Source organism: Murdochiella massiliensis (assembly GCF_900059565.1).
Taxonomy (GTDB): domain Bacteria; phylum Bacillota; class Clostridia; order Tissierellales; family Peptoniphilaceae; genus Murdochiella; species Murdochiella massiliensis.
The window spans coordinates 531,743-557,595 of the sequence record NZ_FIZW01000002.1 but is presented as its reverse complement, the minus strand read 5'-3'; the positions used below and the strand labels follow the sequence as shown (position 1 = coordinate 557,595).

At 50.7% G+C, this 25,853-nt stretch carries 24 protein-coding genes and 3 tRNA genes; 25 read left to right on the top strand and 2 right to left on the bottom strand.

The window, feature by feature from the left end:
* Positions 1-10 precede the first annotated feature (10 nt).
* The 19 genes from BN3910_RS04260 to BN3910_RS04175 all read left to right on the top strand — a co-directional run bounded on the left by BN3910_RS04260 (position 11) and on the right by BN3910_RS04175 (position 15,488).
* Positions 11-886 (top strand): hypothetical protein, encoded by an 876-nt coding sequence (locus BN3910_RS04260; protein ID WP_066924682.1) that lies wholly within the window; start codon positions 11-13, stop codon positions 884-886.
* A 10-nt stretch (positions 887-896) separates the two neighbouring features.
* Positions 897-1,256 (top strand): phage head-tail connector protein, encoded by a 360-nt coding sequence (locus BN3910_RS04255; RefSeq protein ID WP_066924680.1) that lies wholly within the window; start codon positions 897-899, stop codon positions 1,254-1,256.
* Entirely contained in the window at positions 1,253-1,561 is a 309-nt protein-coding gene (locus BN3910_RS04250) for a hypothetical protein (protein ID WP_066924678.1), read from the top strand. Before BN3910_RS04255 ends, BN3910_RS04250 begins: the two co-directional genes overlap by 4 nt.
* Positions 1,561-1,905 carry an HK97-gp10 family putative phage morphogenesis protein gene (locus tag BN3910_RS04245; RefSeq protein ID WP_075967990.1) on the top strand — a complete coding sequence of 115 codons (345 nt, stop codon included), beginning with the start codon at positions 1,561-1,563 and terminating at the stop codon, positions 1,903-1,905. Before BN3910_RS04250 ends, BN3910_RS04245 begins: the two co-directional genes overlap by 1 nt.
* Positions 1,906-1,914: 9 nt before the next feature.
* Positions 1,915-2,301 (top strand): hypothetical protein, encoded by a 387-nt coding sequence (locus tag BN3910_RS04240; RefSeq protein WP_066924676.1) that lies wholly within the window; start codon positions 1,915-1,917, stop codon positions 2,299-2,301.
* A gap of 10 nt (positions 2,302-2,311) precedes the next feature.
* On the top strand, positions 2,312-2,812 hold the full coding sequence (locus tag BN3910_RS04235) for a phage major tail protein, TP901-1 family (protein ID WP_066924674.1): 501 nt from the start codon (positions 2,312-2,314) through the stop codon (positions 2,810-2,812).
* Positions 2,813-2,881: 69 nt separating this feature from the next.
* Positions 2,882-3,265 carry a tail assembly chaperone gene (locus BN3910_RS04230; RefSeq protein WP_066924672.1) on the top strand — a complete coding sequence of 128 codons (384 nt, stop codon included), beginning with the start codon at positions 2,882-2,884 and terminating at the stop codon, positions 3,263-3,265.
* Positions 3,266-3,309: 44 nt separating this feature from the next.
* The gene (locus BN3910_RS04225) at positions 3,310-3,597 is read left to right on the top strand and encodes a hypothetical protein (protein WP_187367685.1); all 288 of its coding nucleotides are present in this window, start codon (positions 3,310-3,312) and stop codon (positions 3,595-3,597) included.
* Positions 3,598-7,227 (top strand): phage tail tape measure protein, encoded by a 3,630-nt coding sequence (locus BN3910_RS04220; RefSeq protein ID WP_066924668.1) that lies wholly within the window; start codon positions 3,598-3,600, stop codon positions 7,225-7,227.
* 10 nt (positions 7,228-7,237) lie between these two features.
* The gene (locus BN3910_RS04215; RefSeq protein ID WP_066924665.1) at positions 7,238-8,008 is read left to right on the top strand and encodes a distal tail protein Dit; all 771 of its coding nucleotides are present in this window, start codon (positions 7,238-7,240) and stop codon (positions 8,006-8,008) included.
* Positions 8,005-10,245 (top strand): phage tail spike protein, encoded by a 2,241-nt coding sequence (locus BN3910_RS04210; RefSeq protein ID WP_082790298.1) that lies wholly within the window; start codon positions 8,005-8,007, stop codon positions 10,243-10,245. Before BN3910_RS04215 ends, BN3910_RS04210 begins: the two co-directional genes overlap by 4 nt.
* 12 nt (positions 10,246-10,257) lie before the next feature.
* The gene (locus BN3910_RS04205; protein ID WP_066924661.1) at positions 10,258-10,638 is read left to right on the top strand and encodes a hypothetical protein; all 381 of its coding nucleotides are present in this window, start codon (positions 10,258-10,260) and stop codon (positions 10,636-10,638) included.
* Positions 10,635-10,778, top strand: a complete 144-nt coding sequence (locus tag BN3910_RS07750) for a hypothetical protein (RefSeq protein ID WP_156469873.1) — start codon at positions 10,635-10,637, stop codon at positions 10,776-10,778. Before BN3910_RS04205 ends, BN3910_RS07750 begins: the two co-directional genes overlap by 4 nt.
* Positions 10,771-12,465, top strand: a complete 1,695-nt coding sequence (locus tag BN3910_RS04200; protein WP_066924660.1) for a hypothetical protein — start codon at positions 10,771-10,773, stop codon at positions 12,463-12,465. Before BN3910_RS07750 ends, BN3910_RS04200 begins: the two co-directional genes overlap by 8 nt.
* Positions 12,466-12,476: 11 nt before the next feature.
* Positions 12,477-13,139: a hypothetical protein gene (locus tag BN3910_RS04195; RefSeq protein ID WP_066924658.1), complete on the top strand. Its 663-nt coding sequence runs from the start codon at positions 12,477-12,479 to the stop codon at positions 13,137-13,139.
* Positions 13,140-13,239: 100 nt separating this feature from the next.
* Positions 13,240-13,521, top strand: coding sequence for a hypothetical protein (locus BN3910_RS04190; protein ID WP_066924656.1), 282 nt, complete (start codon positions 13,240-13,242; stop codon positions 13,519-13,521).
* A gap of 36 nt (positions 13,522-13,557) precedes the next feature.
* Positions 13,558-14,277, top strand: coding sequence for a hypothetical protein (locus BN3910_RS04185; RefSeq protein WP_066924654.1), 720 nt, complete (start codon positions 13,558-13,560; stop codon positions 14,275-14,277).
* A 75-nt stretch (positions 14,278-14,352) separates the two neighbouring features.
* Positions 14,353-15,261, top strand: a complete 909-nt coding sequence (locus BN3910_RS04180; RefSeq protein ID WP_066924652.1) for a GH25 family lysozyme — start codon at positions 14,353-14,355, stop codon at positions 15,259-15,261.
* The gene (locus BN3910_RS04175) at positions 15,258-15,488 is read left to right on the top strand and encodes a phage holin (RefSeq protein WP_066924649.1); all 231 of its coding nucleotides are present in this window, start codon (positions 15,258-15,260) and stop codon (positions 15,486-15,488) included. Before BN3910_RS04180 ends, BN3910_RS04175 begins: the two co-directional genes overlap by 4 nt.
* 1,867 nt (positions 15,489-17,355) lie before the next feature.
* Here the strand turns inward: BN3910_RS04175 and BN3910_RS04165 are convergent.
* Positions 17,356-18,402, bottom strand: a complete 1,047-nt coding sequence (locus BN3910_RS04165) for a threonine aldolase family protein (protein ID WP_075967989.1) — start codon at positions 18,400-18,402, stop codon at positions 17,356-17,358.
* Between the two features lie 216 nt (positions 18,403-18,618).
* Between BN3910_RS04165 and BN3910_RS04160 the strand changes: the two genes are divergently transcribed.
* The 5 genes from BN3910_RS04160 (at position 18,619) to BN3910_RS04140 (ending at position 23,074) form a co-directional block, all read left to right on the top strand.
* Positions 18,619-18,692: transfer RNA gene (locus BN3910_RS04160), tRNA-His, on the top strand.
* A gap of 66 nt (positions 18,693-18,758) precedes the next feature.
* Positions 18,759-18,839: transfer RNA gene (locus BN3910_RS04155), tRNA-Leu, on the top strand.
* Positions 18,840-19,127: 288 nt separating this feature from the next.
* Complete coding sequence (locus BN3910_RS04150; protein ID WP_066924645.1) at positions 19,128-20,867, top strand: hypothetical protein; 1,740 nt, start codon at positions 19,128-19,130, stop codon at positions 20,865-20,867.
* Positions 20,868-20,972: 105 nt separating this feature from the next.
* Positions 20,973-21,797 carry an aminoglycoside 6-adenylyltransferase gene (locus tag BN3910_RS04145; protein ID WP_066924642.1) on the top strand — a complete coding sequence of 275 codons (825 nt, stop codon included), beginning with the start codon at positions 20,973-20,975 and terminating at the stop codon, positions 21,795-21,797.
* Positions 21,794-23,074 carry a D-alanyl-D-alanine carboxypeptidase family protein gene (locus BN3910_RS04140; protein ID WP_066924641.1) on the top strand — a complete coding sequence of 427 codons (1,281 nt, stop codon included), beginning with the start codon at positions 21,794-21,796 and terminating at the stop codon, positions 23,072-23,074. The genes BN3910_RS04145 and BN3910_RS04140 overlap by 4 nt, the downstream gene beginning before the upstream one ends.
* Before the next feature lie 159 nt (positions 23,075-23,233).
* Here BN3910_RS04140 and BN3910_RS04135 read toward each other — a convergent pair.
* A tRNA-Arg gene (locus BN3910_RS04135) sits at positions 23,234-23,307 on the bottom strand.
* A 290-nt stretch (positions 23,308-23,597) separates the two neighbouring features.
* On the opposite strand from BN3910_RS04135, the gene fusA reads away from it, so the two are divergent.
* A complete protein-coding gene (fusA, locus tag BN3910_RS04125; protein ID WP_066924637.1) occupies positions 23,598-25,661 on the top strand; it encodes an elongation factor G in 2,064 nt (687 codons plus the stop codon).
* Positions 25,662-25,853: the final 192 nt, after the last annotated feature.

Genomic DNA, 25,853 nt, shown 5'->3' with positions numbered 1-25,853 from the left:
GAGGAAAATTATGACAGCAGAAAATAATCTCACGGAAAAAATGGTAAAAGCACAGTCTATTGATTTTGTGGAAACATTTGGAAAGCAGCTGCAGAGCCTGTTCGACATGCTCGGCGTAGAACGCAAAGTCGGATTGACGGCTGGTTCGACGATTAAGACGTATAAATCGTCCGTAACATTGAATGGAACGAAGGTAGCAAAGGGCGACATTATTCCCCTATCGCAGGTCAAAGTCGAGGATGGCGATCCGATTGAGCTTTCGTGGGACAAGAAGCGCAAAGCTGTTGCGGTGGAAGATATCCAAAAATACGGTTTCGAGCAGGCAATCAATGTAACCGACCAGAAATTGCTCCGTGAAATTCAAAAGGGAGTTCGCAACAGCCTGTTCGCGTACCTCGAGAAGGGCACTGGCAAAGCGACTGGCGACGGCTTGCAGGGGGCCATTGCTCAAGGCTGGGGGCAGGTACAGGTCGCGTTCGAGGACGACGCCGTGCGAACCGTTGTCTTTGCTAACCCGTTGGATGTGGCAGATTACCTGGCTAAGGCTCAGATTACAATTCAAACCGCGTTTGGCTTGAATTACGTAGAGAACTTCCTCGGCGCCGACGTTGTCGTGTTGTCGTCCGCCATTACCAAGGGCAAGTTGTATGCGACAGCTGCTGAGAACCTTGTGTTTGCTTACGCTGTTGTTGCGGGCGGAGAAATCGGAAAAGCATTCGACTTTACGACAGACGAAACGGGCATTATTGGCGTCACGAAGGACGTCAATAAGCAGCGTCTGACGGCAGAGACGATTGCCCTGTCTGGAACAGCACTGTATGCAGAACGTCTCGATGGTGTTGTCGTTGTAACGATTAAGGCACAGACTAGCGGCGTAACAGCTTAGGGAGGTGTAAATGCAGGCGGTTGATAAGGCTAAGGCGCTCATTTTTTTTAACGACGAACCGACGGACGGACAGGCAAAACTGCTCTTGTCAATTGGAGAGATTGTCGAAGCCCGCATCTTGGGACGGCTGTTTGCGCTCATGGAAAAACCGCCTGACAGCGTCCCCAGCGAGCTTGAGTATGTCGTAGTCGAGCTTATCGTACGACGTTTTAATCGCGTTGGCTCCGAAGGGCTGGAATCGGAGAGCATAAGCGGGCACAAGGCAGAGTATAAAGCAGACGGCCTTGACGGTTTTGAGGATGACATTAAAGAGTGGGCAAAAGCACACGACGAGTGGACTGGGAAGCGTGGAAAAGTGAGGTTTCTATGAGGTACGACAGCAAAATATGCTTCGTGACCAAGGAAGCAAACCCGCACTATGACTACAAAACTGGGAACTACGTCGAGGGAGAATCTAAGAAAGAATGGTCAGCGTGCCTGATCTCGGACATGGGCACCGAAATGATGCAGTTTCTATTCGGACGCGTCGAGAGTGGCGCAAAGACAATAGCGATACCTGGCAACGTGCATCTAACAGGCGACTATGTCATGGACAGTGAAGGGACGCGATATAGCGTCGTACTGCGCCAAGAGGCAAGACACGACACGATTCTACAAGTCAAAAAGGAGCAGTGATGGCAGGCTTTACGTTTGAAGGCATAGAGGCCGCGATTAAGGCTATTGCGGCGCTAAAGCATATAGCGGGGCCAGAATTGTCAAAAGTCGTCAAAAAGAACGCGGCGGAGCTCCAGAAGAAGGAGAAAAAGACGGTGCCAGTCGACACGCATTTTTTGCAGCACTCTATTTTCCTTGCCGTCGATGACAATGGTATGACCGCTTCTGTCGTACCGACAGCAAAGTATGCTGGATACGTTGAATACGGCACGCGGTATATGAGCGCACAACCTTATGTGCGACCGAATTATGCCGAGCAAAAAGAAATCTTCATGAAAGACATGAAGAAGTATATCAAGGAGTAGGAGGCGGAGATGGCGAACCCTGAGCAAGAGATATTCTCAGAGATGATGGGAATTGGCATTCGAATAAGCGGCTGGAGCCTCTATGACTATTTGCCAGGCAGTGGGACGCGGTACCCGTTTCTTTTTATAGGCGAACAATACGGCGGGAACAAGCCCGTCAAGGCTGGTAGGATTGGCTCGGTTGAGCAATCCGTCCACTTCTACTCTGATAATAAAAAACGGCGTGGCGATGTGAGTGCAGCGATGGAAAAATTCATAGCAATGGCAATGGAGCTACGGTGCACATACTCCTACAATGTGGATTGCTCCAACTATCGGTCGCAAGTCATCTGGGACAACACGACAGGAACGCCGCTTATTCACGGCATTTTAGAGTTTACAGTTAACTACTACTAGGAGGGACTATATGGCACAAGCAAAAAAAGGGAAAAATGTTCTGCTTTTGTGGAGATTGTTAAAAGACGCAAAAGAAAAAGATGGCGCATTGATGATGTTCCAGACCGAGCACTCGGTCGAAAAGTCACGCGACAGCGACAACGTCGTGACAAAAACAGGCACGCTGAAAAATGTCGGCGGTCTGGAAGAAGAGGTCCCGTTCACGTCACTTTGCGCAAACGGAGACCCTGTGTTGGATTACCTCAACACAGCTATTGACGATGGCGAGGAGCTGGAGCTTTGGGAAGTTGACATGAACGAAGCGTCGCAGGTTGGGAAATACCCTGCAAAGTATCGCCGAGGATACCTTTCAGAGCTTAACTACACAGCAAATGCTGAGGACAACATGGAAGTCGAGGGCACGTTTGCGACGGAAATGAAAGCACAGAAAGGCGAAGTATCGCTCACGCCAGCGCAGATGGAAGCGGTGCAGTATCAATTCCGAGGCATCGAAAAAGTGACTGAAGGCTAATCGCATTAACTCACGATAAAGGGAGGGGCATTTTCCCCTCCCTTTTCTTGTTAACCTAAGGAGAAAATAATGGAAATCAAAATCAAAGGTGAAACATACCCACTTACGTTCGGGCTTAAGGCCATCCGATACCTCGACACATTGCATTCCGTCGAAATGGGAGGAATGACATTTGGCCAGGGCATTCGCACAGCAGTCATCTCGCTGCTCGACGAAAATCCAGTATCGCTTGTCGAGGTGCTGCACGCTGGCGTCATCACGTTGTCGCCGAAGCCGACGGAGGCGGAGCTCGAAGAGTATGTCATCGAGCAGGGTGAGAAAGGGCAGATGGATAAGCTTTTTCAGAGCTTGCTGACGCTCTTCGAGAGTCAACCTCTTACCAAGAGTCTGACGAAAAAGACGGTCAGCTGGATGAAAGCAGCGACGGAGCAAGTGGCGAAGGCGTCTCGTTAACCTATTTTGAGGTCTTGTGCGAGGTAAAGCGGATGTATCCGGCTATGAGCATACGCGAGATACAAAACACGACTCTCGCAGACCTCGAGGTGATGCGAAAAGCGTACGAACTGCGCATGGTTGATGCTGAGTACATGGCGAGCTTTACGGCGTGGCAGATGGCGGTGGCACAGGGAACCGACAAAAACGGCAAGCCGATTCATCGCGACTTTAAGAGCCTTTTTGACTACAAAAAAATTGTTGAAATGGCAAAAGGGAAAAGGAAAGAGAATGCGCAGGAAATAGACAGGCGGGTTCTTGAGCTTGTCGCTAGCGCTAACAAGGAGGTGTGAATGGATTTTAATCTCAAGGCGATTTTTTCCGCCGACCTATCCAACCTAAAAAAAGGATTCGGGCAGGTCACGGCCTCCTTAGGCAGCCTCGATAAAGGCGCTAAACTTTCGTCCGCTGGCGTCGTGGATATGTTTAAGGGCGCTGGCGCAGGGCTTGCGACGGTCGGAAAGACATTGTCGCTCGGTGTCACGGCTCCGCTTGTCGGTATCGGGGTTGCGGCGGTCAAAACTGGTACGGATTTTAAGGCACAGATGAACCGTGTCGGCGCGATTGCTGGCGCAACTGGAAAAGAGATGGAGGCACTAAAAAAGCAAGCGCTCGACCTTGGAGCAAGCTCAATTTTTAGTGCCAAGGATGTCGCGACTGCGCAGGAGCAGATGGCCAGTGCTGGTTTTACGACAAATCAAATTCTAGCCGCAACGCCAGGGCTCATTGACATGGCAGCCGTATCTGGCGGAGACATGGGGCTCGCCGCTGAGGCGGCATCGTCAGCAGTTCGGCAATTCGGGCTCGACATTGGGGAGACTGGGCACGTTGCAGATGTGTATGCCAAAGCCGCGGCGGATACTAATGCTGAAACACAAGACATGGCCGAAGCACTAAAATTCGCGGGCCCTGTTGCTGGCTCAATGGGCGTCAAGTTTGAGGAGGCCGCGGCGGCTATCGGAATCATGTCAAATGCTGGCATTAAGGGCTCGCTGGCAGGTACAGCGTTGCGAGGAGCGTTGACACGCCTCGCAAACCCGTCTGAAAAAGCGTCAGAGAAAATGGAACAACTTGGCATCAGCGCATTTGATGCCAACGGAAAGATGAAGCCATTGTCACAATTCATCCCTGAGCTGCAAACGAGCCTTTCTGGCCTAACTGACGAGCAAAAGGCGGCGGCTCTGGCGACCATATTCGGACAAAACGCTATCTCTGGTATGATGGCGCTCGTGAAGTCTTCTCCAAGCGAGCTGGCAGGGCTGACGAAGGGGCTAGAAAACTGCGACGGGGCGGCTAAAAACATGGCCGACCGCATCAACTCAGGAATACCTGGGGCGTTTGAGGAGCTAAGTGGCGCCGTCGAAACGGCAAAAATCAAAATTGCCGATGCTGTCGAAGGGCCGCTGACAAGCGTACTCGGGAAAATCACAGAGCTGGTCAACAAATTCAATTCTTTGAGCCCCGAAATGCAAGAGAACATTGTGAAATGGGTCGGCATCGCTGCTGTGGTCGGACCAGCCATTTTTCTTTTCGGTAAGCTCGTGCAGGGGCTATCGCCGATTGGCGGTCTATTGATGACAATCGTCAAGCACGCAAACGGCACAATGTCTGGCCTTGCATCCGTTGGAGATGGTGCGACAAAAGCAGGCAGCGCAGCGTCAATGTCGGCACCTCAAATTTTAGCGATGGGTGCCGCATTTGTCGGCCTTGGTGCCGGGATTGCTCTTGCAGCAATCGGATTAAAGATATTAGCAGAGGCATCCGTGAATCTTGCATCTGCAGGCCCTGGGGCTGTCGCTGTAATGATTGGAATGGTCGGAGCGTTAGCCTTGTTAGCAAAGGGCGCATCCATGATTGGGCCACAATTATCGGCTGGAGCAGTCGGATTCGTGGCATTCGGCGCTGGATTAGCGTTAGCGGCCGTCGGAGTCAACTTATTGTCCGATGCGGCAATAAAGCTAAACGCGGCTGGGCCTGGAGCAATAGCAACATTGGCCGGCATTGCTGGCGGCTTGGCGGCATTTATGGCTGTGGCTGCGGCAGTCGGGCCTGGCCTTACTGCAGGTGCAGTTGGTTTTGTCGCATTCGGCGCAGGGCTAACCTTGGCGGCGACGGCCGTCGGGATGCTATCCGATTCGGCGATTAAGCTATCGTCAGCAGGGCCTGGCGCGATTGCCGTCTTAGCGGGTTTAGGTGTCGGGCTTGGTGCATTGATTGCGTTAGTCGGCGCGTTAGGGCCTTCGCTTCTCGCTGGCGGCATAGGGTTTGCAGCATTTGGCGTTGGCCTTACATTGGTTGGTGTCGCGGCAAACCTTGGGGCGGTGGCATTGCAAAAGATCGTCGGCGTGTTGCCATCGGTCGTCCAATATGGCGCATCTGGCGCAGCATCGATTGCGGCACTTGGAGCGTCGATGGCAGTATTCGCGGCAGGAGCGGCGGCTGGCGATGCTGGAGCGTTAGTGTTGGCCGCTGGCCTTGCGGCATTGGCGTTGGCGTTAGGAGCAGCTGGGGCTGCGGCACTGGTTGCTGGCGCTGGTATGGCTGTTATATCCGTAACATTGCCGATTATAGCTTCATCTGGGATGGCTGCTTCGGCGGCAATACTCGCACTGAGTGGCGCAATGGTGCCTATGGCAGCAACGTCAGTGGCGCTGTCGGCATCACTCGTGGCGTTGACGGCAACATTAGTCGCGGCAACGGTAGGGTTCACCGCGTATAGCGTGGCGGTTGGCCTGGCAGCCGCAGGTACGGGTTTATTGGTAGCTGGCCTCGTCGCGGCGCAGGCGAGCCTGACGGCAATTAATACGTCCGCAAACGCAACAGCACAGAGTCTGCAAACGATGGTGACGAGTATTGACGTCGTCAAGGTTGGCCTCAGCGGAATCAAGGATGCTGGGAAGTCAGCGCTTGACGGCCTTATCTCGGTATTCGACAACACAGCGGAACGAGCGAAAACCGCAGGGCAACAAACTGGAGCCAACTACACAAGCGGGTTGAGCACTGGGTTAAGCCAAGCGCAAGCAAGCGCAACATCCAAGCTTACAGGCATTGCTGCAGCGTTCACGTCCTCAAGCACAATGATTACGGGTACCGTTCGCTCACAGATGTCCGCGATTACTTCGCAAACAAATAGCTCCCTCAGTGCGATGGTGAGCACGACGAGAGGTGCATTATCTGGCATCTCACAGACTTACAGCCAAGGGCTTTCCGCAATCGGGCGCAACACGACGCAGGGATACCGCACCATGCAACAGACCGCGACAACGGCAATGACATCCATCCGGAACACAACTACGCAGGGGATGGCTGGTATCGTGACCGCTACAACACAGGGCATGATGCAATTTTCGCAGCGCATGGCGACTGGAACACAGCAGGCGGTCGCTAGCTTGCGAAGTGGTCTATCACAAGCCGTGGCGAGCGCGAATGGATACAGAGGTGCGTTCCAGTCGGCTGGATACAACCTATCAATGGGTATGGCTTCTGGCATTTACGCCGGCCAGTCTGCCGTTATTAATGCAGCTGCAGATGTCGCTGCTTCGGCTGTATATGCTGCGCAGAGAAGACTACAAATTCACTCTCCGTCCAAGGTTATGGAAAAAAAGGTTGGACGCTACGTTCCAGAAGGTATGGCAAAAGGAATCTTGGGCGAGGCAGGAAGTGTCAAGAGCGCGATGCAATCTGTATCCGACATTATTTCTGGCGGGAACATTCCAGATGTGAGCGTCGGGAAGATGTTTGGCAATCAAGCTGAAAATAGCTTACAGGGCATTGCTGGAAATAGCGCACAAACCAGCAAAACAGCGCTAAACCTTGTGCTGCAAATGGGAAGCCACGCATGGGAGATTTTAGTGGACGATATCACGCAGGCGCAAGACGGAAAAACCGAGGCGAATATGCTCTATCTCGGACAGGGCGCATAGGGGGTGACGAATGCTTTTTACAAGACCAATTATAAAAGGCAATTCCGAGGAACTTATCCTTAATGGCATGAGGCTATCGAGCTTCACGCGCTACGCCGAGGTCATCACTACGGGAACGGAAGGGCGAGATGGCTACCAAGCAACGCTTGATGTTAACGATGACATCGATGGTAGAGATGGCGGAGCTTTAATGGATTACCACCTCCCGCCTCGGGAGATTGCTGTGAATTATCTTTTACGGGCAAAAAACTACGACCTTTACCGAAAAGCGTATACGGAAATGGCACTTGAGCTTGCAAAATATCGGACGCCTACGTCGATTATGTTCGCCGATGAGCCAGGCTGGGAGTACTTCGGCGTGCTAAAAGAATTCAGTGCGCCAGAGCCTGGCAGACTATCGGTTGTCGGAACGTTGTCGTTCGTCTGCCCAGACCCATATAAGTACTGGACGCAGACATGGCTACAACCGGCGAAGGTTGTCACAATACCGAGCATCGCATACCCCGTCATGGCCGAGGAAATCATAGTGCGGCCAGGTGAGGCAGAGAGCGTCGCCGTCCAAAATAAAACGACGGGAAGAAAAATCCGAATCCTCGTCGGGACGCATGATGGCGATGTTGTGACGATTAGTGGCGGAAAAATCTACAAAAACCGCGAGTCTGTCGCACGCTACGTTGACTTTGCTGTGAGCAACATATACGGATTCATGCTCCATACTGGTGATGAAATCGAAACCGAAAGCGGCACCGTGGAAATCCGATACCGAGAGAGGAGGCTATGATGGAGGTTTACCTTTTCGGGAGCGACCAGAAATTGCTCGAAGGCGGAATCATAATGCCCTCTCAAAACATAAGCTCGTGGCAGAAACAGGCTCTTGGCGGCATCGTGAGCCATACGTTTGAGGCGTTCTATTCGCCTATCTTGGACGAGTGTGCGTATTTTGGAATGCGAGACGTTGATGATGATGCCATATTTTGGATGTACCGCGTGCGCAAGCGCGAAAAAAATGGCAAGGTTATTCGCCTTGATGGCATACACAAATTTTACGACGACCTTGCTATGCGAGGATACATTGAGGACATACGGCCAAAGAATCAGACCATCGCACCGACTATGCTAAAAATTCTAGATGGAACGGGCTGGGAAATTGGAAGCAATACAGTCACGCAAAAAGCTGGAACGAATATCTACTATCTGACAAAAGTCGAGGCGTTTAACAAGGCGATTGCGGCTTGGGGCTGCGAATACCGCCTGCGGATGCGTTTTGCGGATGGAAAAATAATGTCGCAGCAGGTCGATCTCGCACCAGCCTTTGCGGAGGACAACGGCGTAGCGTATGAATGCGGTGATAAGCTTGTTTCCATCGTTGCAAAATCCAACGAGGACGCCATTTTCACGGCAATATGTGGGCGCGGAAAAGGCGAGGAAGTATTCGACGAGAACGGGAACAGTACTGGCGGGTACGGGCGAAAAATAAACTTCAAAGAAATCGAATGGAAAAAGAGCAATGGAGACCCTGTAGACAAGCCGCTCGGACAAGGATACGTCGAGTTTCCGCAGGCGACGAAAGCTATGGGCTTTCCAGATGGTCATCCGAGGTTGGGCCTTGTCGACTTTCCGGACATCGAGGATAGAGAGGAGCTGCTGAAGGCAACCTATAACGTTCTTCTTAATTCATGCCGACCGAAAGTTGAAATGAAAGCGAACGTGTATGAAAACGAAATCCGTCACCTTGGCGAAAAGGTGTGGATAATTCGCGACGACATTGGTATCCGCTATCAGACGAGGATCTTTGAGATTGACCGCAGTTTTCTTTCAGATAAGAAAAAAGAAATCTCGTTCGGTGATAAGTTGGTCATGAGTCGCGCCGAACAACGAATTAGAGCAGACATCGAAGAGGCGAGAAAACAGGACGAGACGCTTTCTCGGATGGACAAAATCACCGACAGCCTGCAGAAGGTGCTCCTAAACGACGATGGCTACAACTACGAGTTAAAAGCGGGGAACCCTTACAAGCTGCCGGCTGGCTACTACTCGTTCGACCGCCCAATCGACAAGAATCCGACGAAGGTCATCTACATGGGCGCGGGGCGCCTTGCCATTGCTGACAGCAAAAAGTCTGACGGAACCTGGAATTTTCGCACATTTGGCACTGGAGCTGGTTTTATCGCTGACCTAATCGAATCTGGAACGCTACGCGCTAATCTTGTTAACGCAGGCGTCTTGTCCGACCAAAAAGGCTCCAACTACTGGGACATGGACAACAGCATTTTTAGCATCGGAAACGGTGCCATCCGATACAGTCCTGATGACGGATTAAAAATCCAACTTATCGATGACCTAAAAAAAGATGTCGACAAAAAAGCTGACGCAAACAACATCATCACGACTATCAATGCGAGCCAAGAGGGTGTGGTTATCGCAGGCAAAAAGGTACAAATCACGGGCGAGACGCACATAGATAACGGCGTTATTGACACGGCGCAGATTGCCAACGGTGCCATTACTACGGCCAAAATCCGGGACTTGTCCGCCGACAAAATCACGGGTGGAACCATTGATGCCGACAGCATTAACGTCCGCAATCTTAACGCTGACAACCTCACAAGAGGAACGGTCAGTCGCGGTGTGAGTAATGGCTCGTGCTACTTGCCAACAAGCGGCAGCGCAACTCTTGCTGGCTATGGAACAAGTTTGAACACCGGTAGTAGTGCGTTTGTCTTTGACTATGGGACGAGCACCTTTGAGGTGCAGGGATCCATCGCAGCAAACCGTCTTGGCACTCGCAACTCCTTGGAGCATAACGGCCTTACTATCACCTCAGACGGTGGCCGTGTGTCCTTAAAGCCGTGGGGCGACTACGTCAAACTCGAGGGCAGCAGTACTATCCGCATACCTGGGCGTTTGCAGGTCATGAGCCGCCTTGATGTCGAGAGCGACGTTTATGCCGAGGCATTGCACGTCAAAAACCCGAAGACAGGCAATTACATCAACGTCGCCGAGTGGCTGACAACATGAGAGGAGAACAATATGCAATTAGACATTGTAGATAAGTTTTACATGACCGACCCGACGGCCAAGGCACCAACGTTTGTTGGCGTCAAGTTAGGCTTCCAAACGACAAAAAATAACCTTGGCACGGTACGCGGGGAGATTGTCGTGCAGGGGCAGGATTATATCGACTTTATCTCCTCCGGCATCACTGAGGAGGAACTGGCTGAGAAAAAGCTTGTTGAGATCCTAGAGCTTGACCGCCGAAAGATTGATGCTTTTACAGTCGAAACCTACGACCGCAACCTTGCCAAAACGGCGTCAGACCTCGCCAAGACCAGCGACGACGTTAAAACATTGCAGGGCGGTCTTGTGGAGCTCGCCGTAATGATGAGTAACGCCAAAGGGGGTGCGCAATGAGCATTATTGTCGATTTAATGGCCAAGTCAGTTATTGCAGGGCGTCTGACACTTGACGCCATAGGAAACGTTGGCAACCTGCATGACCTTGTGGCGGCACGTGTGGCGGAGCTGCAAAGCAAGGGGGTGCACAATGAGTAACCGTGCAGGCTATAAAGCCATAACCATTTATCTCGACCGACCCTATCTCCCCGACATCGTCGCCACCGCAGGTGAATCAGGGCGCGGGTACATCGTGACCTTTGTCGGCAGCGACGGAAAGGTAATCAAACCGTCGGACAACATCCAGGTTAGATGCTGGGGATTGCAGGACGAGACGGGCAAAACCTATTACCAAGTAGCAACTATTGCCAAGCCCGAAGCGGACACGTGGATATGCACGGTACCGCCCGAGGTCGTGCGCAGTGACGGATACGCAACCGTGCAGATTGTGATGACGATTGACGGCCGCGAAAAGTTATCCACAACCGCAAAAACGATCCTCGTTGGCCGTGCCATTGACACAGGTACAGCACAGGGCGACTCGGTGTACGTCGACTACGGCATCGTGACTACCCTTGCTACCGAGGCACGCGGTCTTATCAACGAGAGTACAAAAATCGCCACTGAGGCAAGAGACACGGCAAATCGTGCTGCAAACGACCTTAAAACCATCGAGCAAGGCGAAGCGAGTCGTGCATCCAAAGAGTCGGCGAGAGAGTCGGCCGAGAGTGCACGCAAAAGCGCTGAGAGTGGGCGTGAGAGTGCGGAGTCTAACCGAAAAAGTGCAGAGCAAAGCCGTGCAAGTTCCGAACAGAGCCGCAAGAAAACGGAATCGAGTCGCGAGAGTGCGGAGCAGTCACGCAAAAACGCAGAAAGTGAGCGTGTTTCTGCCGAGTCAAGTCGCAATGACGCCGAGAGTATGCGGCAACAAAATGAGCGAACCAGACAGGTTAACGAGGACGCCCGCAAAAAAGAAGAGTCGGCACGTGCAAGCGCCGAGTCAACACGGCAAAGCGCTGAGAGCAGCCGTCAATCGGCCGAGGGAGCACGAGCAAAAAACGAGACGACCCGCCAAAACCAAGAGAGCGCACGAGTGGACGCGGAGAACAAGCGCAAGGCGACCTTTGCTGGATGGGATAAGACGATGCAAGGCGTGATACCAAACGCCACCGAACTGGCGACGGGCGTCGTACGCGTGTCGGGTATGTCGTCAGAGTCCGCACCGTACACCGTGCCGAGTGTTGGCAAGGTTAATGCTGCCCTGGCCGAGGCTGGCAAGGTCAAGAGCGTTAACGGCATGACGGGCGATGTCACCATCCCTGCCCCGGACCTTAGCGGGTATGCGACCAAATCGGCACTAGCCGACTATGCGACCAAAACCGAGCTGTCTACAAAAGCCGACAAGGCTGACCTATCCGCAAAAGCGGACAAGTCGGATATTAAGGTCACAAGCGTTAACGGGCAGACTGGAGACGTGACTATTCAAAAGCCGGACCTTAGCGGATATGCGACAAAGACCGATCTATCTACCAAAGCGGATAAGTCGGCACTATCCAACTATGCCAAAACATCCACCTTGTCTAACTACGCAACGACATCCGCTTTATCGTCCCTACAATCAACCGTCAATAACAAAGCTGATAAATCCGACCTAAACGCAAAAGCCAACGCTAGCGACGTATCGGCATTGCAAAGTGTCGTAAACAGCAAAGCCTCATCATCCGACGTATCGGCCTTGCGAGGACAAGTAGATGGCAAACAAGACAAAATCAAAATTGTAACTACTGACCCGACGGCGGATAGTACAAGCAGTGACCCTGACGGCACAATCTATCTCAAGATTTAAGGAGGATAACAATGGACAATATTTTGACCAACATTGACTACTTGCAATACTTTCCCGCGGCGGGGACGATGACTCTTAAATGGCGAGATGGAACAGCGCCGAAAACAGTATCAGCCGATGACGTACAAAAAGACGTGCTGGATAAGCTGGCTGAGGCGTTATCCACTTTGCGCACAGCCGAAGAAAAAGCACTTGATGATGCAAAGAGCGCAAGAGTGGTGGCGGAAGAAGCAAGGGAAAAGGCCGAAGCGGACAAGGTAAAAGCCGAAGCAAAGTTAAAAGCTGCGCAGGACGCGTTAGCCAAAATGATGACAGGCGACGATAAGGCAACCATGACCGACGAGGTGGCAAGACTGTACCCTGAGTTAGTGGATGGTATGAGTATTGACGCAGGCGATTATTGTCGCGAACAGGGCGGCAAGGTACTGTACCGCGCAAAACGAGATATGGTATACGACCATACGACCATGGCACCTACAGGTGAGTATGGAGCTGACTACTGGACTGGGGCTGGTAACGACAAACAACCAGAGCCGAAAGTGGGCGTAAAGTATCCAAAGGGTACCGAGGTAGACTATATGGGCGCACGATACTACGCCACTGTCGACACGAATGATGGTCCGGAGACAGGGTATCCTACCTGGGATCTTGCTCAAAACAAACCGCAAAATTAGAGCTGCCCTTTCGCAGCGGTGTGAAAAGTGAAGACCTGACCGATGCCCCGCGACATTTCCTAGCGCGGGGTTTTACGTTAGGGGAAGAAAGGAAGATGCGATGGAACAAGACAAAACCACTCTTGAAGTAGTGGGCGCACGGGTACAGCGCCATGACACGGTTCTCACTGAGCATGAAGGGCGCATCCGCGACTTGGAGCGCAACTACAGCGCCGAGTACCAGTGGCGGCAAGCGACGGATAAAACATTAACGGCGATCAATGCGAAGCTTGAAAAGCTTTTATCCGAGGACAAAGAGACCTATAACACAGCAAAAATTGCGGTTATAACGACGTTTGTTAGCTCTATTATCGGCTATATCGTTGGTGTGTTGCTGAGATAAAGAAAAACACAGATTTAAGGTGTAGGGGGTGGTGTGATGGCAGAGTATATGACGCTTGAGCGATTGAAGGAACTTAGTTTCGTAATCGAAAAAAGAACAAGTATAGCCATAAAGTGGGAAAATCCGGTTTATCCTTTGCTGGCGGATGGGACATTTGGCGAAGTAGAAGCCCCCGTGCAGGATCGATTCTATACAGAAGACCGTGGCTATTTTGAGAGAAGTGGAAGCACGTCCATTTATTGCTACAAGTCAACGACAGGCGAGAACTATGGCGGGTTTGATAGAGTTTTTTATCGCAATGCCGCAAATGGGACAATTGAGGCGCGCCCAGAATGGTTCGACCAAACAAAGGTGCGAGTTTTTCAGTCGGGCACAAATAAAGTAGAGTACGCGAAATATAGTGAAAAACAGGATTGTATTTTCCTTGGTGATGGGGGCATTTGTGATCTTCAATTTGGAGAGTATTCCGTACCGAACTTTAACAGGCTGTATATGAAATTTGACAGTGCTTTGAAAAGGTATACAAAAATCGTATTCTTCGAAAACAAGCCATACGGCACTTATTCATATACAAAATGGACACTTGATAATGCAACAGAGAGAGAGCTCCTTGCCGCATACAACCCACCGCCACGATTTCCCGCCATTTTCGTCGGCACAAAACGTATCGGTGGCCTATGGGTTAAGCAAGGCCAACAGCTTGTAAAGCCGTCAGCGGTGTACGTGCGGCAGAATGGGGTGATAAAAAAGGTATAACGTAATTGATTTTAGTATGTCAAAAGCGTGGTGATTACCCACCGCGCTATTTTTATGCCTCGAAAGGAGGACACAATGAAAGTAATTGACATATCAAACCACAACGGCTCTATAAATTGGAGCAAGGTTAAATCCGATGGCATTGGCGGGGTGATGATCAGGGCAAGTTATGGTTGGTATAACTACGACGAGCGCTTCAAACAAAACGTTAAAGAGGTAAAAGAGCAGGGCTTGCCATGGGGAGTTTACCACTATACCTACGCTACTACCATGAGCGAAGCACGGCAAGAGATTTACGGTTATCTTAATGCCTTGCGAGGGCTTAAACCGACATTACCCGTAGTTATCGATACCGAAGACGCCGACGGTTGGAGAAGCAAGAATGGCGACCCGTCATGGCAGGTTATTGCCGACATGTTGGTAATGCAACTGCAAGCCATTGAGCGTAACGGATATTACGCTATGTGGTACGCGTCAAAGTCATGGGCACAAAATTTGTACGCCAAGCGCCCTGAGCTTAAACGATATGACTTATGGCTAGCACATTGGGGTGTTTCCGAACCGAGTATGCCTTGCGGGCTGTGGCAATACACGTCAAGTGGTGGCAAGTATGGGGACGGTATCGACACATCCGACCTTAACATAGCGTATGTTGATTATCCGACGGTCATTAAGTCGGCAGGCCTTAACGGATGGCCGAGACAAGCGGAAAAAAGCAGGGGGGACAACATGTTAAAAGACAAAAACGTAATGGTTTGCTATAAAAACGACGGAGACTATGCCAATGCCATCGCCTTGCTAAATGGTCTTGTCGGTCTTTGCAAGACAGCAACACTTATCAAGGGCGACAATCCGTTTAATGGATTTTTTACCATCCAAGTCGGTGGGGCAACGATTAAAGGAGCGGACAAGGTCTTGACTGGCAAAGACAGACGAGAGGTGCTTATTAACATTGGCAAATTTTTGCAGGAGGCCGTAAAATGACAAACAAAACATACGACACATTAAAGTTGATTGTGCAAATCATTCTTCCCGCCGTGATTACCTGCATTGGTGTGGTGGGTAAGGCGACTGGCTTTGAACATACAGAGATTGTGCTCACTATCCTAGGCGCTATTACCGCGTGCGCAGGGACAATACTCAAGGGCTATCATGATAGCTATATGTCCGATAAAATTGTTCTGACAAACTACGATGTAGAGGAGAAGTAGTGCTATACTATCTATAGCGCATGACGATGCGCGACCGATTAAAAAGACCGGCAAGATACGCTGGTTGAAGCGCGCTATCGGGATGAGAAGAGGCCGTCACAAAAATGTGGCGGTCTTTTTTTGTGTGCAGTAAATTGCGTGACTAAAAATCTTGTAAGAAGAGGGGGAATAATCCCTCTCTTCTCCGCTTTTTTTGTCCTCAATTTGTCCTCAATCAGTTCTAAAATAGGCTTTATTTTGGTAAAACCAAATATACTCATCTTGTCTCAACGCTAGTAAAATGCCCATTTTGTTAACATTTTAAAACCTAGTAATTTTCGCAAATCGTTCTCCGGAAGTGGAGGCCCGGGGTTCGAATCCCCGATGGCACGAATTGTTAAAGCCGCTGGAATCCATAGATTCCAGCGGCTTTCTTTTATGCATTGATTAACTTAACCCATCTCTGCCCCCCCCCGATTTTTTCACTTGAACTCGCGGCGGGCAACGCAGTATTGGATCGAATATTGTTCACGACCCTGGCTGGACGAAACAAGATGGCATAGCCAGGGTCGAATTTTTGGCACGAACCCTGGCTACGGAAATCTGTGCGCGCCAGCCAGGGTCAACCACGGTATTTTGAGCCCTGGCTGGAAGAAACAAAATGTCATAGCCAGGGTCAATTTTTTGGCATGAACCCTGGCTACGGAAATCCGCGCGCGCCAGCCAGGGTCAACCACGGTATTTTGAGCCCTGGCTGGAAGAAACAAAATGTCATAGCCAGGGTCAGTTTTTTAACACGAACCCTGGCTACGTTAATCTGTGCGCGCCAGCCAGGGTCAACCACGGTATTTTGAGCCCCGGCTAGAAGAAACAAAATGCTGTAGCCAGGGTCAATTTTTTAACACGAACCCTGGCTACGTTAATCCGTGCGCGCCAGCCAGGGTCAACCACGGTATTTTGAGCCCCGGCTGGAAGAAACAAAATGTCGCAGCCAGGGTCGGACAAGCGGAGCGCCGCTCGACTCATTGTTGGCGGCGCAGATATCAAAGCGGAGCCGCCTTCGGCGGCGTTTTCAAACTGCCGGCCGTAGGCCGGCTCCTTTTTTGTCATTCCGCAGGGCAAATCGGCCCCTGACGATGTTCGAAATTACGTTTATATCAGGGGTGGCACCCCTGACGATCTTTCATATTACGTCCTTAACAGGGTCGCCGTCCCTGACAGTGTTCCATTTCCGTCATTTATCAGGACAAATCGGCCCCTGACGATGTTCGAAATTACGTTTATATCAGGGGTGGCACCCCTGACGATCTTTCATATTACGTCCTTAACAGGGTCGCCGTCCCTGACAATGTTCCATTTTCGTCATTTCTCAGGGATGAGTGGCTCCTGACAACGTTCATTATTACGTCCTTAACAGGGACGTCGCCCCTGACAATGTTCCATTTCCGTCATTTATCAGGGCAGATCGGCCCCTGACGATCTTTCATATTACGTCCTTGACAGGGCCGCCGACCCTGACGATGTTCTATTTCTGCTATTTGTCAGGGCTGCCCCAGGCCTGACAACGTTCGAAATTATGGTTTTATCAGGGCCGCCGCCCCTGACGAATGTTTAAAGCGAAATGTTATCAGGGCCGCCGTCTCTGACGCCGCCCTTGACAAAGGAAAAAATTTCGTGTTATTACCAGGATCTGACATCCCCAGAAGGAGCACTGCTGGAACCATCAATGGCGGCGCGGTTCCAAATGAAGCGCAGTTCGACCAACTATTGGCGACGCTATGGAAAGCTGAGCACCGCTGGAACCGCTGCCGGCAGCGCGATTTCAAAATAGTGCGCCGTTAGAACGACCGATAGTAGCGTGGTTAAAAGAGCGCCGCCTTTGTCGGCCTTATTGCACCGTTTCTATAATGTGCTGAATATCCGCAATCAGCTGATCCAGGTCGGCTTTCTTCGTCGCCCAGCTTGTGCAGAATCGAATGGCACAGCGCCCTTCCGGAAGCTCCGCCCAGCGCTCAAAGACATGAAGCTTTTCAAGCGTCTCCACTTGTGCAAGCGTAAAGATAGGAAAAACCTGATTGGTCGGTGAAGAGGAAAAGAAAGCTACCCCCATGTTTTTGAGAGCATCACGTAGATGATCTGCCAGCGTGATGGCATTTGCGGCAATAGTCGTGTAAAGATCATCTGTGAAAAGCGTATCAAATTGCAGGCCGAGATAGCGGCCTTTAGCCAACATTCCTTCATTTTGCTTGATGGAATAACGAAATTGTGGCTTGATTTCCTCATTTTGAATCACGATGGCTTCACCGAACATAGCACCGACCTTTGTGCCGCCGATATAAAAGATATCCGTAAGACGAGCCAAATTAGGAAGTTTGACATCGTTCGACGGTGTCGCTAATGCGTAACCCAAACGCGCCCCGTCGATGAAAAGATAGAGTCCATACCGATCGCATACTGCGCGGAAGGCTTCCAACTCCGCTAAGGAGTAGAGCGTTCCCTGTTCGGTTGGTTGGGAAAGATAGACCATCTTCGGTTCAATTTCATGTTCAGGGTAGTCCATGCTTCGATAGTGACGAAGATAGTCATCCACCTGATCGGCAGTAATTTTGGCATCTTTTTCCGACAGGGGAAGTACCTTATGTCCACGCGCTTCCGTAGCGCCGGTTTCATGACCATTAATATGACCGGTCACGGCACACAACACGCCTTGATAGGGTCGCAGGGAATGGGAGATGACCGTGGCATTCGCTTGTGTTCCGCCGGTGACAAAATGCACGTCGCTGTTTGGCGCCTGGCAAGCGTTTTGAATGCGCTTTCTTGCCGAGGCACAGTATTCATCCAGACCGTATCCTTGTTGCTTGCAGTAATTGGTCTCGCTTAAGCGCTCCAAAATAGCCGGATGACAGCCTTCAATATAATCTGTATCAAATCGCATAATTTCTCCTTTCGCAGGTTTTCCTCTTTGCTTATTATAGCGCAGCAGTGGCGGACAATTAGGCAACAGCGGGATGGACAATTGGGCAACAGCGCGATGGACAATTAGGGAATAGCAGTGTTGAACGATTATCGCGTAGTGGCGATAGATCATTATCGCGTCGCACAGTTTGACAGACGATAAAACGTCCATTATAATGAAAAAACCGTGACTGTGGTGGGTGTGGCCTAGCTGGTTAGGGCGCCAGATTGTGGCTCTGGAGATCGAGGGTTCGAATCCCTTCACCCACCCTTTTTTTGTGCCTAAATGATGACTTGGATAATATAACAGGCATGATGACTTGGAAAATATAATAGGCGGGAATGGCGGAATTGGCAGACGCGCCAGACTTAGGATCTGGTGTCCTTGACGTGGGGGTTCGAGTCCCTTTTCCCGCATAGCCGAACGGGCGGTATCGAACGAGAAAATCGTTCGATACCGCCCGTTTTTTGTTGGAAAGTGTGTACGAAAAGGAAAAACGCTTTTTCCGGAGATCCACCTAAGCGTTGAATCGTTCAAGCGAAAAGAGAGGCACCGGGATACGGTGAATCGACATGAAATAGGCACGGGAAAGAGAAAACGACGCAGCCCGAATAAGGGGACACAGTGAAAAAAAGAACCTTGCATAATGAGTTTAGCAAAGGAGATTCGCCTTGCGAACAAATAGAAAGTGAGGTTCAAAACAAATGAAAACAAGAAAGATATTCGCTTTGCGGTGGTTCCTGATCGGAATGGTGATTTTGTTTCTGACGGGATTTTGGGGCGGAAAGGTAAAGGCCATACCGGTTGCAGGAGAAAGCTATCATGCAGTGATGATGCATCCCCAAAATGAGAAATTGAACATCGAATATTATCTGCGTGACGCGCATCGGTCCTCATCTACAGAAACGGGAACGAGAAAGATGATGCAACCGTTCTTTCTTTATGCGCTTCCGCTCAATGTGGAGGACTTTGAAGCATCTAAACCATATTGGAAAGATGAAAATCGCCTCTATTGTGTTGAGGGAACCGGACAGCCGCATTTTATTATGAAAGGAGTGGATTTAAGTGAAGGAAATAGCGTATACGCCGCTCATGACAGGGTGATCCCCGAAGTGAATAAAACGTTCGGCACAACAAAAGAAGACTGGACATTTACGGGTCATGTGCTTTCGTACAATCGTTATGCGGCGGTAAAGCCTCGTTTGAATCAGGTATTTGTTTATCTCGGGTTAAAGCAGACGACAGAGACCGATCGAGCGTACATGCCGAGTAAGGCGACAGAAACCCTCGCTTCAATTTCCGTTAAAAACAGGGGCATGCATGGAACGTTCACGGATTGGAATTTAGCGGTGGACATGTTTTCGGAAGCCCGGTTAATGGAAAAGCGAATCGCTACGGTGGTGACTGAAAAACAGAAAACAAAAACGATTACTGAGCCGGGAAGCTATCGCTTTGATTCCATTGCAGGCTATGCCATACCGGGAATGACGGCGAAAGCGGTTTCAGCTGACCTTGTCTTGCCGGAAACATTAACGAAACCGATGAGAAGGGAAGCGCTTTTGGCGGATGACAGCGGTTATGTTTTGTCCTTTACGGTGCCTAAGACGGCAAAAAATGGAACTTATACGATTAGTGTCAAACGGCCGGATTTTTCGGTCATTCCGAAGTGGACCGGCTTTTCCAGCGACACTGATGTGCAAAAAAGTGCCCAATGGTGCGCCTCTGTGGATGACACGTTGCCTATGAAAGAGGACCGCTTTGTGGTCAAGTTGGCGATGGGAAAAGAATATGACCCTTCTTCAGAAGCGTCAGAAACTTCTACGACACCTGTTTCTTCGGAAAATTCGACATCTTCCATAATGCCGACTTCGTCAGCCGCTCCTGCATCCTCAGCCACACCGGTGTCTTCAGAAGCGCCAACATCTTCAGCGAGTCCGGTCTCGTCAGCGGCTCCGGCCTCTTCAGCGATTCCGGCATCGTCAGAAGCGCCAACGTCTTCAGCGGCCCCGACGTCCTCTGAAAAAACGGCGTCTTCTTCAACGTCAGCCTCTTCGTCATCTGTTATAGCCACGTCAAGCCCGAACTCTTCCGTACTGACCGTGCCGTCAACGGTGGAGCCGAAAAAATCAGAAGAACCTCCTTTGGAAGAATCCACGACATCCTCTTCCACATCATCATGCGACCGCATTCCACCGACACAGGGAAAAACGGAAAATCCGCCGACAAAAAATATTGGCGAAGAAAGCAAGGTAATAAAAGGAGTCGGTTCCGTATCTCCGTCGATTACTTTGCACGAAGAGGGAACAGGCGGATCCGGGAACGTCATATCTGCTCCGCCCATCACCGGAGACACGTTGCGTCTTTTTCTCTGGGGAACAGTAGCTGTGGTTGCCGGCGTTGGACTAATCGTTATGGAAGTGATTCGACGACGCGATGAACGCTGAAAGTAATGTTATTGCAACGAGGGATAGCCCTCCGCAAAAGACGTTCTCTTTTCATTCATTTTGTGTTCCGCTATAATACAGGCAGAACGACAGAAAGAGGAGCTTATGGAGACGTTTATCCAACATGCCATGATTTCCTGGGCAACGACCAATTCCACTGTAATGGCCCTGCTGATGACAGGAACACGTGTCAATCCGGCGGCGGTGAAACGGGAAACCGACCCGTATGATTTTCTATTGATCACTCGGGAAAGCGGAGACACGTTATTAGAGGAAGACTGGAGCGCGCAGTTTTCCGAAGCAGTGCTTCAGGCGGGTTGTGTACAAGATGGCGAAATTTCGCGTTATCGAATTTTTCTTGCCAATGCCACACGGATCAACATTACCGTGCTGACGCCCGAGGACGCAAAGGAAATTCTGGAAAAAGACACCCTTGCCAAGGTGCTCTACGATCCTAATGGGGAATATGCCAATCGTGAAAATCCGAATGATCTTTCCCTGCGAAGCAAGAAACCGACAAGCGAAGAGTATGACTTATGGTGCCAACAGTTTTTTGCCAACATTACGGATGTAGCGTTGGCGCTGACGGAAGAAGAGGAGATGCTTGCGCAGGCTGCGCTTGGACGGGCGCGTGAGGCACTATTGGCCATCACTTCGGCGGCGGTTGCTTCCGATTCCTCTTTCCACATTAACGTAGGAAATGACGGGCAAAATTTAAGGGCTTATATGAGCGAAGTGGAGTATGATCACCTGGCCCGTTCGTATGCGCCGACGGAGAAGGAAAGATTGTGGGATGCCCTTTTTCAGTCCTGTATGCTTTTCCGCAAGGCGGGACTCAAGCTGAATGAGTTGGATGACTTTACTTATCCCAAGAGGCTTGATGTCGAAATGCTTCGCTATTTGCGCAAGACGTGGGAGGAAACGCGATGAAGAAAAACGGAAAGTTTATGCGGGTCATCTGGTTTACGCTGGCTCTGTTATTGGCGTTTACTTCATCACTGGTTCTTGCCGACGGCGCCGAACAGGACGGTACTGAACAGAAGGTCACGCTTTCCCCCTATCAGGGAGACAGTGCGGATGCCTTTCGTTCTTCCTTCTCGTATTACGATGACGTGGATGCCATGCTCATCGGCGAACCAACGACGGGAAAAATCCTGATCGAAAAAAACAGTGAAAAGCCGTTGGGCATCGCTTCGATGACCAAACTCATGACGTATTACCTGGTTAAGAAGGGCATTGCTGACGGAACGATCGATCCGCAACAGCCCGTGAAAATTTCACCTTCCGCTGCGGCGTTTAACGTCTCCGGCTCCTCCAATTACGGCTTAAAAGCAGGAGAGACGCGAACGGTTGACCAGCTGTTAAAAGGGATGATGGTCGTTTCGGGAAACGATGCGGCCGCTATGCTCGGGGAAATCCTTGCCGGCGATGAGCGCGCTTGCGCCGAACGCATGAATCAGGAAGCGGAAGCGCTCGGCATGCGCAATACTCATTTTGTGAATGCCAGCGGATTTACCGTTAACGGACAATACAATACCGCCAGTGCACGTGACATGTTTATTCTGGCTTCCGCGTTGTTGAAAGAATTTCCTGAGGTTCGGGAGCTGGCCAAAATGAAAGCCATTGATGAGCCGGAACGTCATTATTCCGGGCGATCGACGCTCACCGAGGCAACCGTGGAGATTCCCGGACTGGAAGGACTCAAAACCGGCGTAACGGAGGAAGCTGGCTATTGCTTTACCGGCGCATTATCGTTGACTTCCAGTGCGGACAGTATTTCCTTCGAAGCAATTACCGTCGTTATGGGCGCGGGAAGCAACGATTCGCGCTGGCGCACAACAAAGGAATTGGCGGATTTGGCGGCCGGATCCTTCTCCCATCTTTCTTTGGTGGATGTGGCGAAACCGGTGAAACGTTATGCCATGCCCTCCGCAGAAGAAGAAGCGGTCATTTTGTATCCGGCAAGTTCCTACTCGGTATTTACGTATTCCAATCAGACGTTTTCGATCCGCTATCAAATAGACGAAAACAAAAAAGCGCCGACAGTTGCTGAGGAAAAGTTCGGGGAAATTCTGATTTATCAAAACGGCGAAATGATTAAGATGATTGACATCATCGCACATAAGCCGACGAAGAAAGCCGGCCTTTGGACTCGCTTCAAGCGTGCCACAACGGATTTTGCCCACTTTGTCTTGAACTTGCTGTGACGGGCAGAGCGACCTGTTTTGCATCAGCTGCCTATTTTGCATCGGCGGTAAGAATATCGGCTGTAAGAATGGAAAAAAATCCTATTTTGCTTTTGCTGAGACGGAAGGAAAAGGGGCAAGAACGAAAAAACCCGGCAGCAAAAGCAACCGGGCGAAAAACGCAGTATGAAGGATTCGAACCCTCGGCCTTCCCCTTAGGAGGGGGACGCTCTATCCAACTGAGCTAATACTGCATCATCTGTATTTTACCACAGGATAGCGTATCGGTGAATGCTACGATCCGTGCTCTTTATGATGCAAAGAAACACGAGGTAGAGGATACAGAAAATCGGGATGCAGAGAAACACAAGGTAGAAAAAAACAGAAACCGTTGTCTTCCGGACAGCGGTTTTCGTTTTCTTTCCGCGAGGGATTGTCGTCGATTCGGTTGTCAGGGAGGAAAAATCTTTGCTATAATGAGGCCAGCTATTGGAAAACGATTGGAAAATGGTATCCGCCCTTATCGGGCGATGAGGAGGAAGGAATGAAAAAATACACGACGCAGAAGATTCGAAACCTCGCCTTTGTCGGCCACAGCGGCGCCGGCAAGACAACCCTTGCTGAGGCGCTTCTCTACTTAACGCATGCGACAGATCGCATGGGTCGCATTGAAGACAAGAACACCGTTTCGGATTTCGATGCCGAAGAACAGGCGCGTGGCATTTCCATCGGACTGAGCGTATTACCGGTGGAATGGAAAGACCACAAGATCAATATGTTGGATGCGCCGGGTTATTTCGACTTTGAAAACGAGGTACTGGTTGCGCTGCGCGCTGCGGAAGCGGCATTGATGGTGATTGATGCTTCGGCCGGCATCGAAGTCGGATCGGAGATTTATTGGAACTACACTGAAAAAATTCACCTTCCTCGCATCATTTTTTTGAATAAGATGGACAAGCCCCATGTCGACTTCAATGTCCAGGTTTCCAACCTGCATCAGCAATTTGGAAAGAAAGTCATTCCTTTGACGCTGACGCTCGGCGCCGGAGAAGACTTTGAAGGTATTATCGACATTATTGATAAAAAGGCCTACCGCTATGACGGCTTCAAAGCAACGGAAGTTCCTATTCCTGAAATTCGTCAGGCGGAGGTCGATGCGGCCTACGACGAAATCGTTGAGCTCATTGCGATGACCGATGACACCTTGATGAATAAGTTCTTTGAAGGCGAAGCCTTCACCCATGAAGAGATTGCCAAGGGCATGACCAGCGCAATGCTGGACGGCTCTGCGGTTCCGCTGATTGCCGGTTGCGCTACAAGCGGCGCAGGCTTGGATCTGCTTCTGGATGCCATCGTCAAATATATGCCGGCGCCGAATGATCCGCGTGCACATGCCGGATTCCGTCCGGAAGAGGGCGAGCCCGTCGCAATGGATGCGAACGCGCCGCTTCGTGCTGCAGTATTCAAAACCATCGTTGACCCCTTCGTAGGTAAAGTTTCACTGGTCAAAGTGGTCAGCGGTACGGTGAAAAAGGGCGGCGATCTCGTACGCATAGGCAGCGGAGAAACGCTGAAACCGGCCGGTATGTTCTATGAACGGGGAAAAAATCACATCGAAACCGATGAAATTATCGCGGGCGATATCGGTGCCTTTTCCAAGTTGGACAAACTGACCACCGGAGATACCATCGCCTCCGATCGTGACGCTATTCCGTTTAAACGCATTCGTCATTCAGAGCCGACTCTGACCTTTGCAATTCAGGCCGATACGAAAAACGATGACGACAAATTGTCCCCGTCTCTCTCCAAATTGCAGGAAGAGGATCCGAGCTTCTCGGTGGAGCGTAACAAAGAAACCAACCAGCTGCTCATTCGCGGCGTGGGCAATGTTCAGCTGGAAGCCATGATGAATAAACTCAAAACCAAGTACAGCGTGAATGTTCACCGTGTACCGCTGGTCATTCCGTATCGCGAGACCATTCGCGGAAAGAGCGATGTGCAAGGTCGTCACAAGAAACAATCCGGCGGCGCCGGACAGTTCGGCGATGTTTTCATCCGCTTCGAACCGATTGAAGAAGGCTTCGAGTTTGCGGAAGAAGTCTTCGGCGGATCCGTACCGAAGAACTATTTCCCGGCGGTCGAAAAAGGTCTCGAAGAGTCACTGTCGAAGGGTCCATTGGCCGGCTATCCTGTTACGGGCATTAAAGCTACGCTCTATGACGGCTCCTATCATCCGGTAGATTCCAATGAAATGGCCTTTAAGATCGCGGCGTCCATCGCCTTTAAGAAAGGCGTGGAAGCGGCAAATCCGGTTCTGCTTGAACCCATTATGTCCATGAAGATCACCATTCCGGATGAGTACATGGGCGATGTTATGGGCGATATGAATAAGCGCCGTGGACGCATTCTCGGTATGGAACAGGACGAAGACGGCAACCAGGTTGTCAACGCGGAAGCACCTTATGCGGAAGTGCAGGAATATGCCATCGATCTGCGCAGTATGACGCAGGGACGCGGATGGTTCACCTCCACCTTTAAGAACTATGAACAGGTTCCGCATGAAATTGCCGAGAAGGTGATTGAAGAAGCGAATAAAGAGGAAGCGTAAGTCTTTCATTTTTGATCATTCGTAAGTACCCCCTCCCCTCGGTTTTTTGGGAGGGGGCACTGCATTTTGACCATCCTTGACAAAAGGAGGGGTTCCGTTTATTCTAAAACTAATCGCGAAGGTAACCCTGCCATGCCTATGAAGGTCAGAGTAGGTCAAGTGGCAAACATCTTCACGGGAAACGCATAATTT

Excerpts from the sequence above, each read along its gene's own strand:
- BN3910_RS04200 (WP_066924660.1), top strand. The coding sequence starts at position 10,771 with ATGAGTAACCGTGCAGGCTATAAAGCCATAACCATTTATCTCGACCGA.
- BN3910_RS04140 (WP_066924641.1), top strand. The coding sequence starts at position 21,794 with ATGAAGAAAAACGGAAAGTTTATGCGGGTCATCTGGTTTACGCTGGCT.
- BN3910_RS04240 (WP_066924676.1), top strand. The coding sequence starts at position 1,915 with ATGGCGAACCCTGAGCAAGAGATATTCTCAGAGATGATGGGAATTGGC.
- BN3910_RS04150 (WP_066924645.1), top strand. The coding sequence starts at position 19,128 with ATGAAAACAAGAAAGATATTCGCTTTGCGGTGGTTCCTGATCGGAATG.
- BN3910_RS04145 (WP_066924642.1), top strand. The coding sequence starts at position 20,973 with ATGGAGACGTTTATCCAACATGCCATGATTTCCTGGGCAACGACCAAT.
- BN3910_RS04190 (WP_066924656.1), top strand. The coding sequence starts at position 13,240 with ATGGAACAAGACAAAACCACTCTTGAAGTAGTGGGCGCACGGGTACAG.
- BN3910_RS04195 (WP_066924658.1), top strand. The coding sequence starts at position 12,477 with ATGGACAATATTTTGACCAACATTGACTACTTGCAATACTTTCCCGCG.
- BN3910_RS04205 (WP_066924661.1), top strand. The coding sequence starts at position 10,258 with ATGCAATTAGACATTGTAGATAAGTTTTACATGACCGACCCGACGGCC.
- BN3910_RS04210 (WP_082790298.1), top strand. The coding sequence starts at position 8,005 with ATGATGGAGGTTTACCTTTTCGGGAGCGACCAGAAATTGCTCGAAGGC.
- BN3910_RS04185 (WP_066924654.1), top strand. The coding sequence starts at position 13,558 with ATGGCAGAGTATATGACGCTTGAGCGATTGAAGGAACTTAGTTTCGTA.
- BN3910_RS04180 (WP_066924652.1), top strand. The coding sequence starts at position 14,353 with ATGAAAGTAATTGACATATCAAACCACAACGGCTCTATAAATTGGAGC.
- BN3910_RS04220 (WP_066924668.1), top strand. The coding sequence starts at position 3,598 with ATGGATTTTAATCTCAAGGCGATTTTTTCCGCCGACCTATCCAACCTA.
- BN3910_RS04255 (WP_066924680.1), top strand. The coding sequence starts at position 897 with ATGCAGGCGGTTGATAAGGCTAAGGCGCTCATTTTTTTTAACGACGAA.
- BN3910_RS04175 (WP_066924649.1), top strand. The coding sequence starts at position 15,258 with ATGACAAACAAAACATACGACACATTAAAGTTGATTGTGCAAATCATT.
- BN3910_RS04225 (WP_187367685.1), top strand. The coding sequence starts at position 3,310 with ATGAGCATACGCGAGATACAAAACACGACTCTCGCAGACCTCGAGGTG.
- BN3910_RS07750 (WP_156469873.1), top strand. The coding sequence starts at position 10,635 with ATGAGCATTATTGTCGATTTAATGGCCAAGTCAGTTATTGCAGGGCGT.
- BN3910_RS04235 (WP_066924674.1), top strand. The coding sequence starts at position 2,312 with ATGGCACAAGCAAAAAAAGGGAAAAATGTTCTGCTTTTGTGGAGATTG.
- BN3910_RS04165 (WP_075967989.1), bottom strand. The coding sequence starts at position 18,402 with ATGCGATTTGATACAGATTATATTGAAGGCTGTCATCCGGCTATTTTG.
- BN3910_RS04260 (WP_066924682.1), top strand. The coding sequence starts at position 11 with ATGACAGCAGAAAATAATCTCACGGAAAAAATGGTAAAAGCACAGTCT.
- BN3910_RS04245 (WP_075967990.1), top strand. The coding sequence starts at position 1,561 with ATGGCAGGCTTTACGTTTGAAGGCATAGAGGCCGCGATTAAGGCTATT.
- fusA (WP_066924637.1), top strand. The coding sequence starts at position 23,598 with ATGAAAAAATACACGACGCAGAAGATTCGAAACCTCGCCTTTGTCGGC.
- BN3910_RS04215 (WP_066924665.1), top strand. The coding sequence starts at position 7,238 with ATGCTTTTTACAAGACCAATTATAAAAGGCAATTCCGAGGAACTTATC.
- BN3910_RS04230 (WP_066924672.1), top strand. The coding sequence starts at position 2,882 with ATGGAAATCAAAATCAAAGGTGAAACATACCCACTTACGTTCGGGCTT.
- BN3910_RS04250 (WP_066924678.1), top strand. The coding sequence starts at position 1,253 with ATGAGGTACGACAGCAAAATATGCTTCGTGACCAAGGAAGCAAACCCG.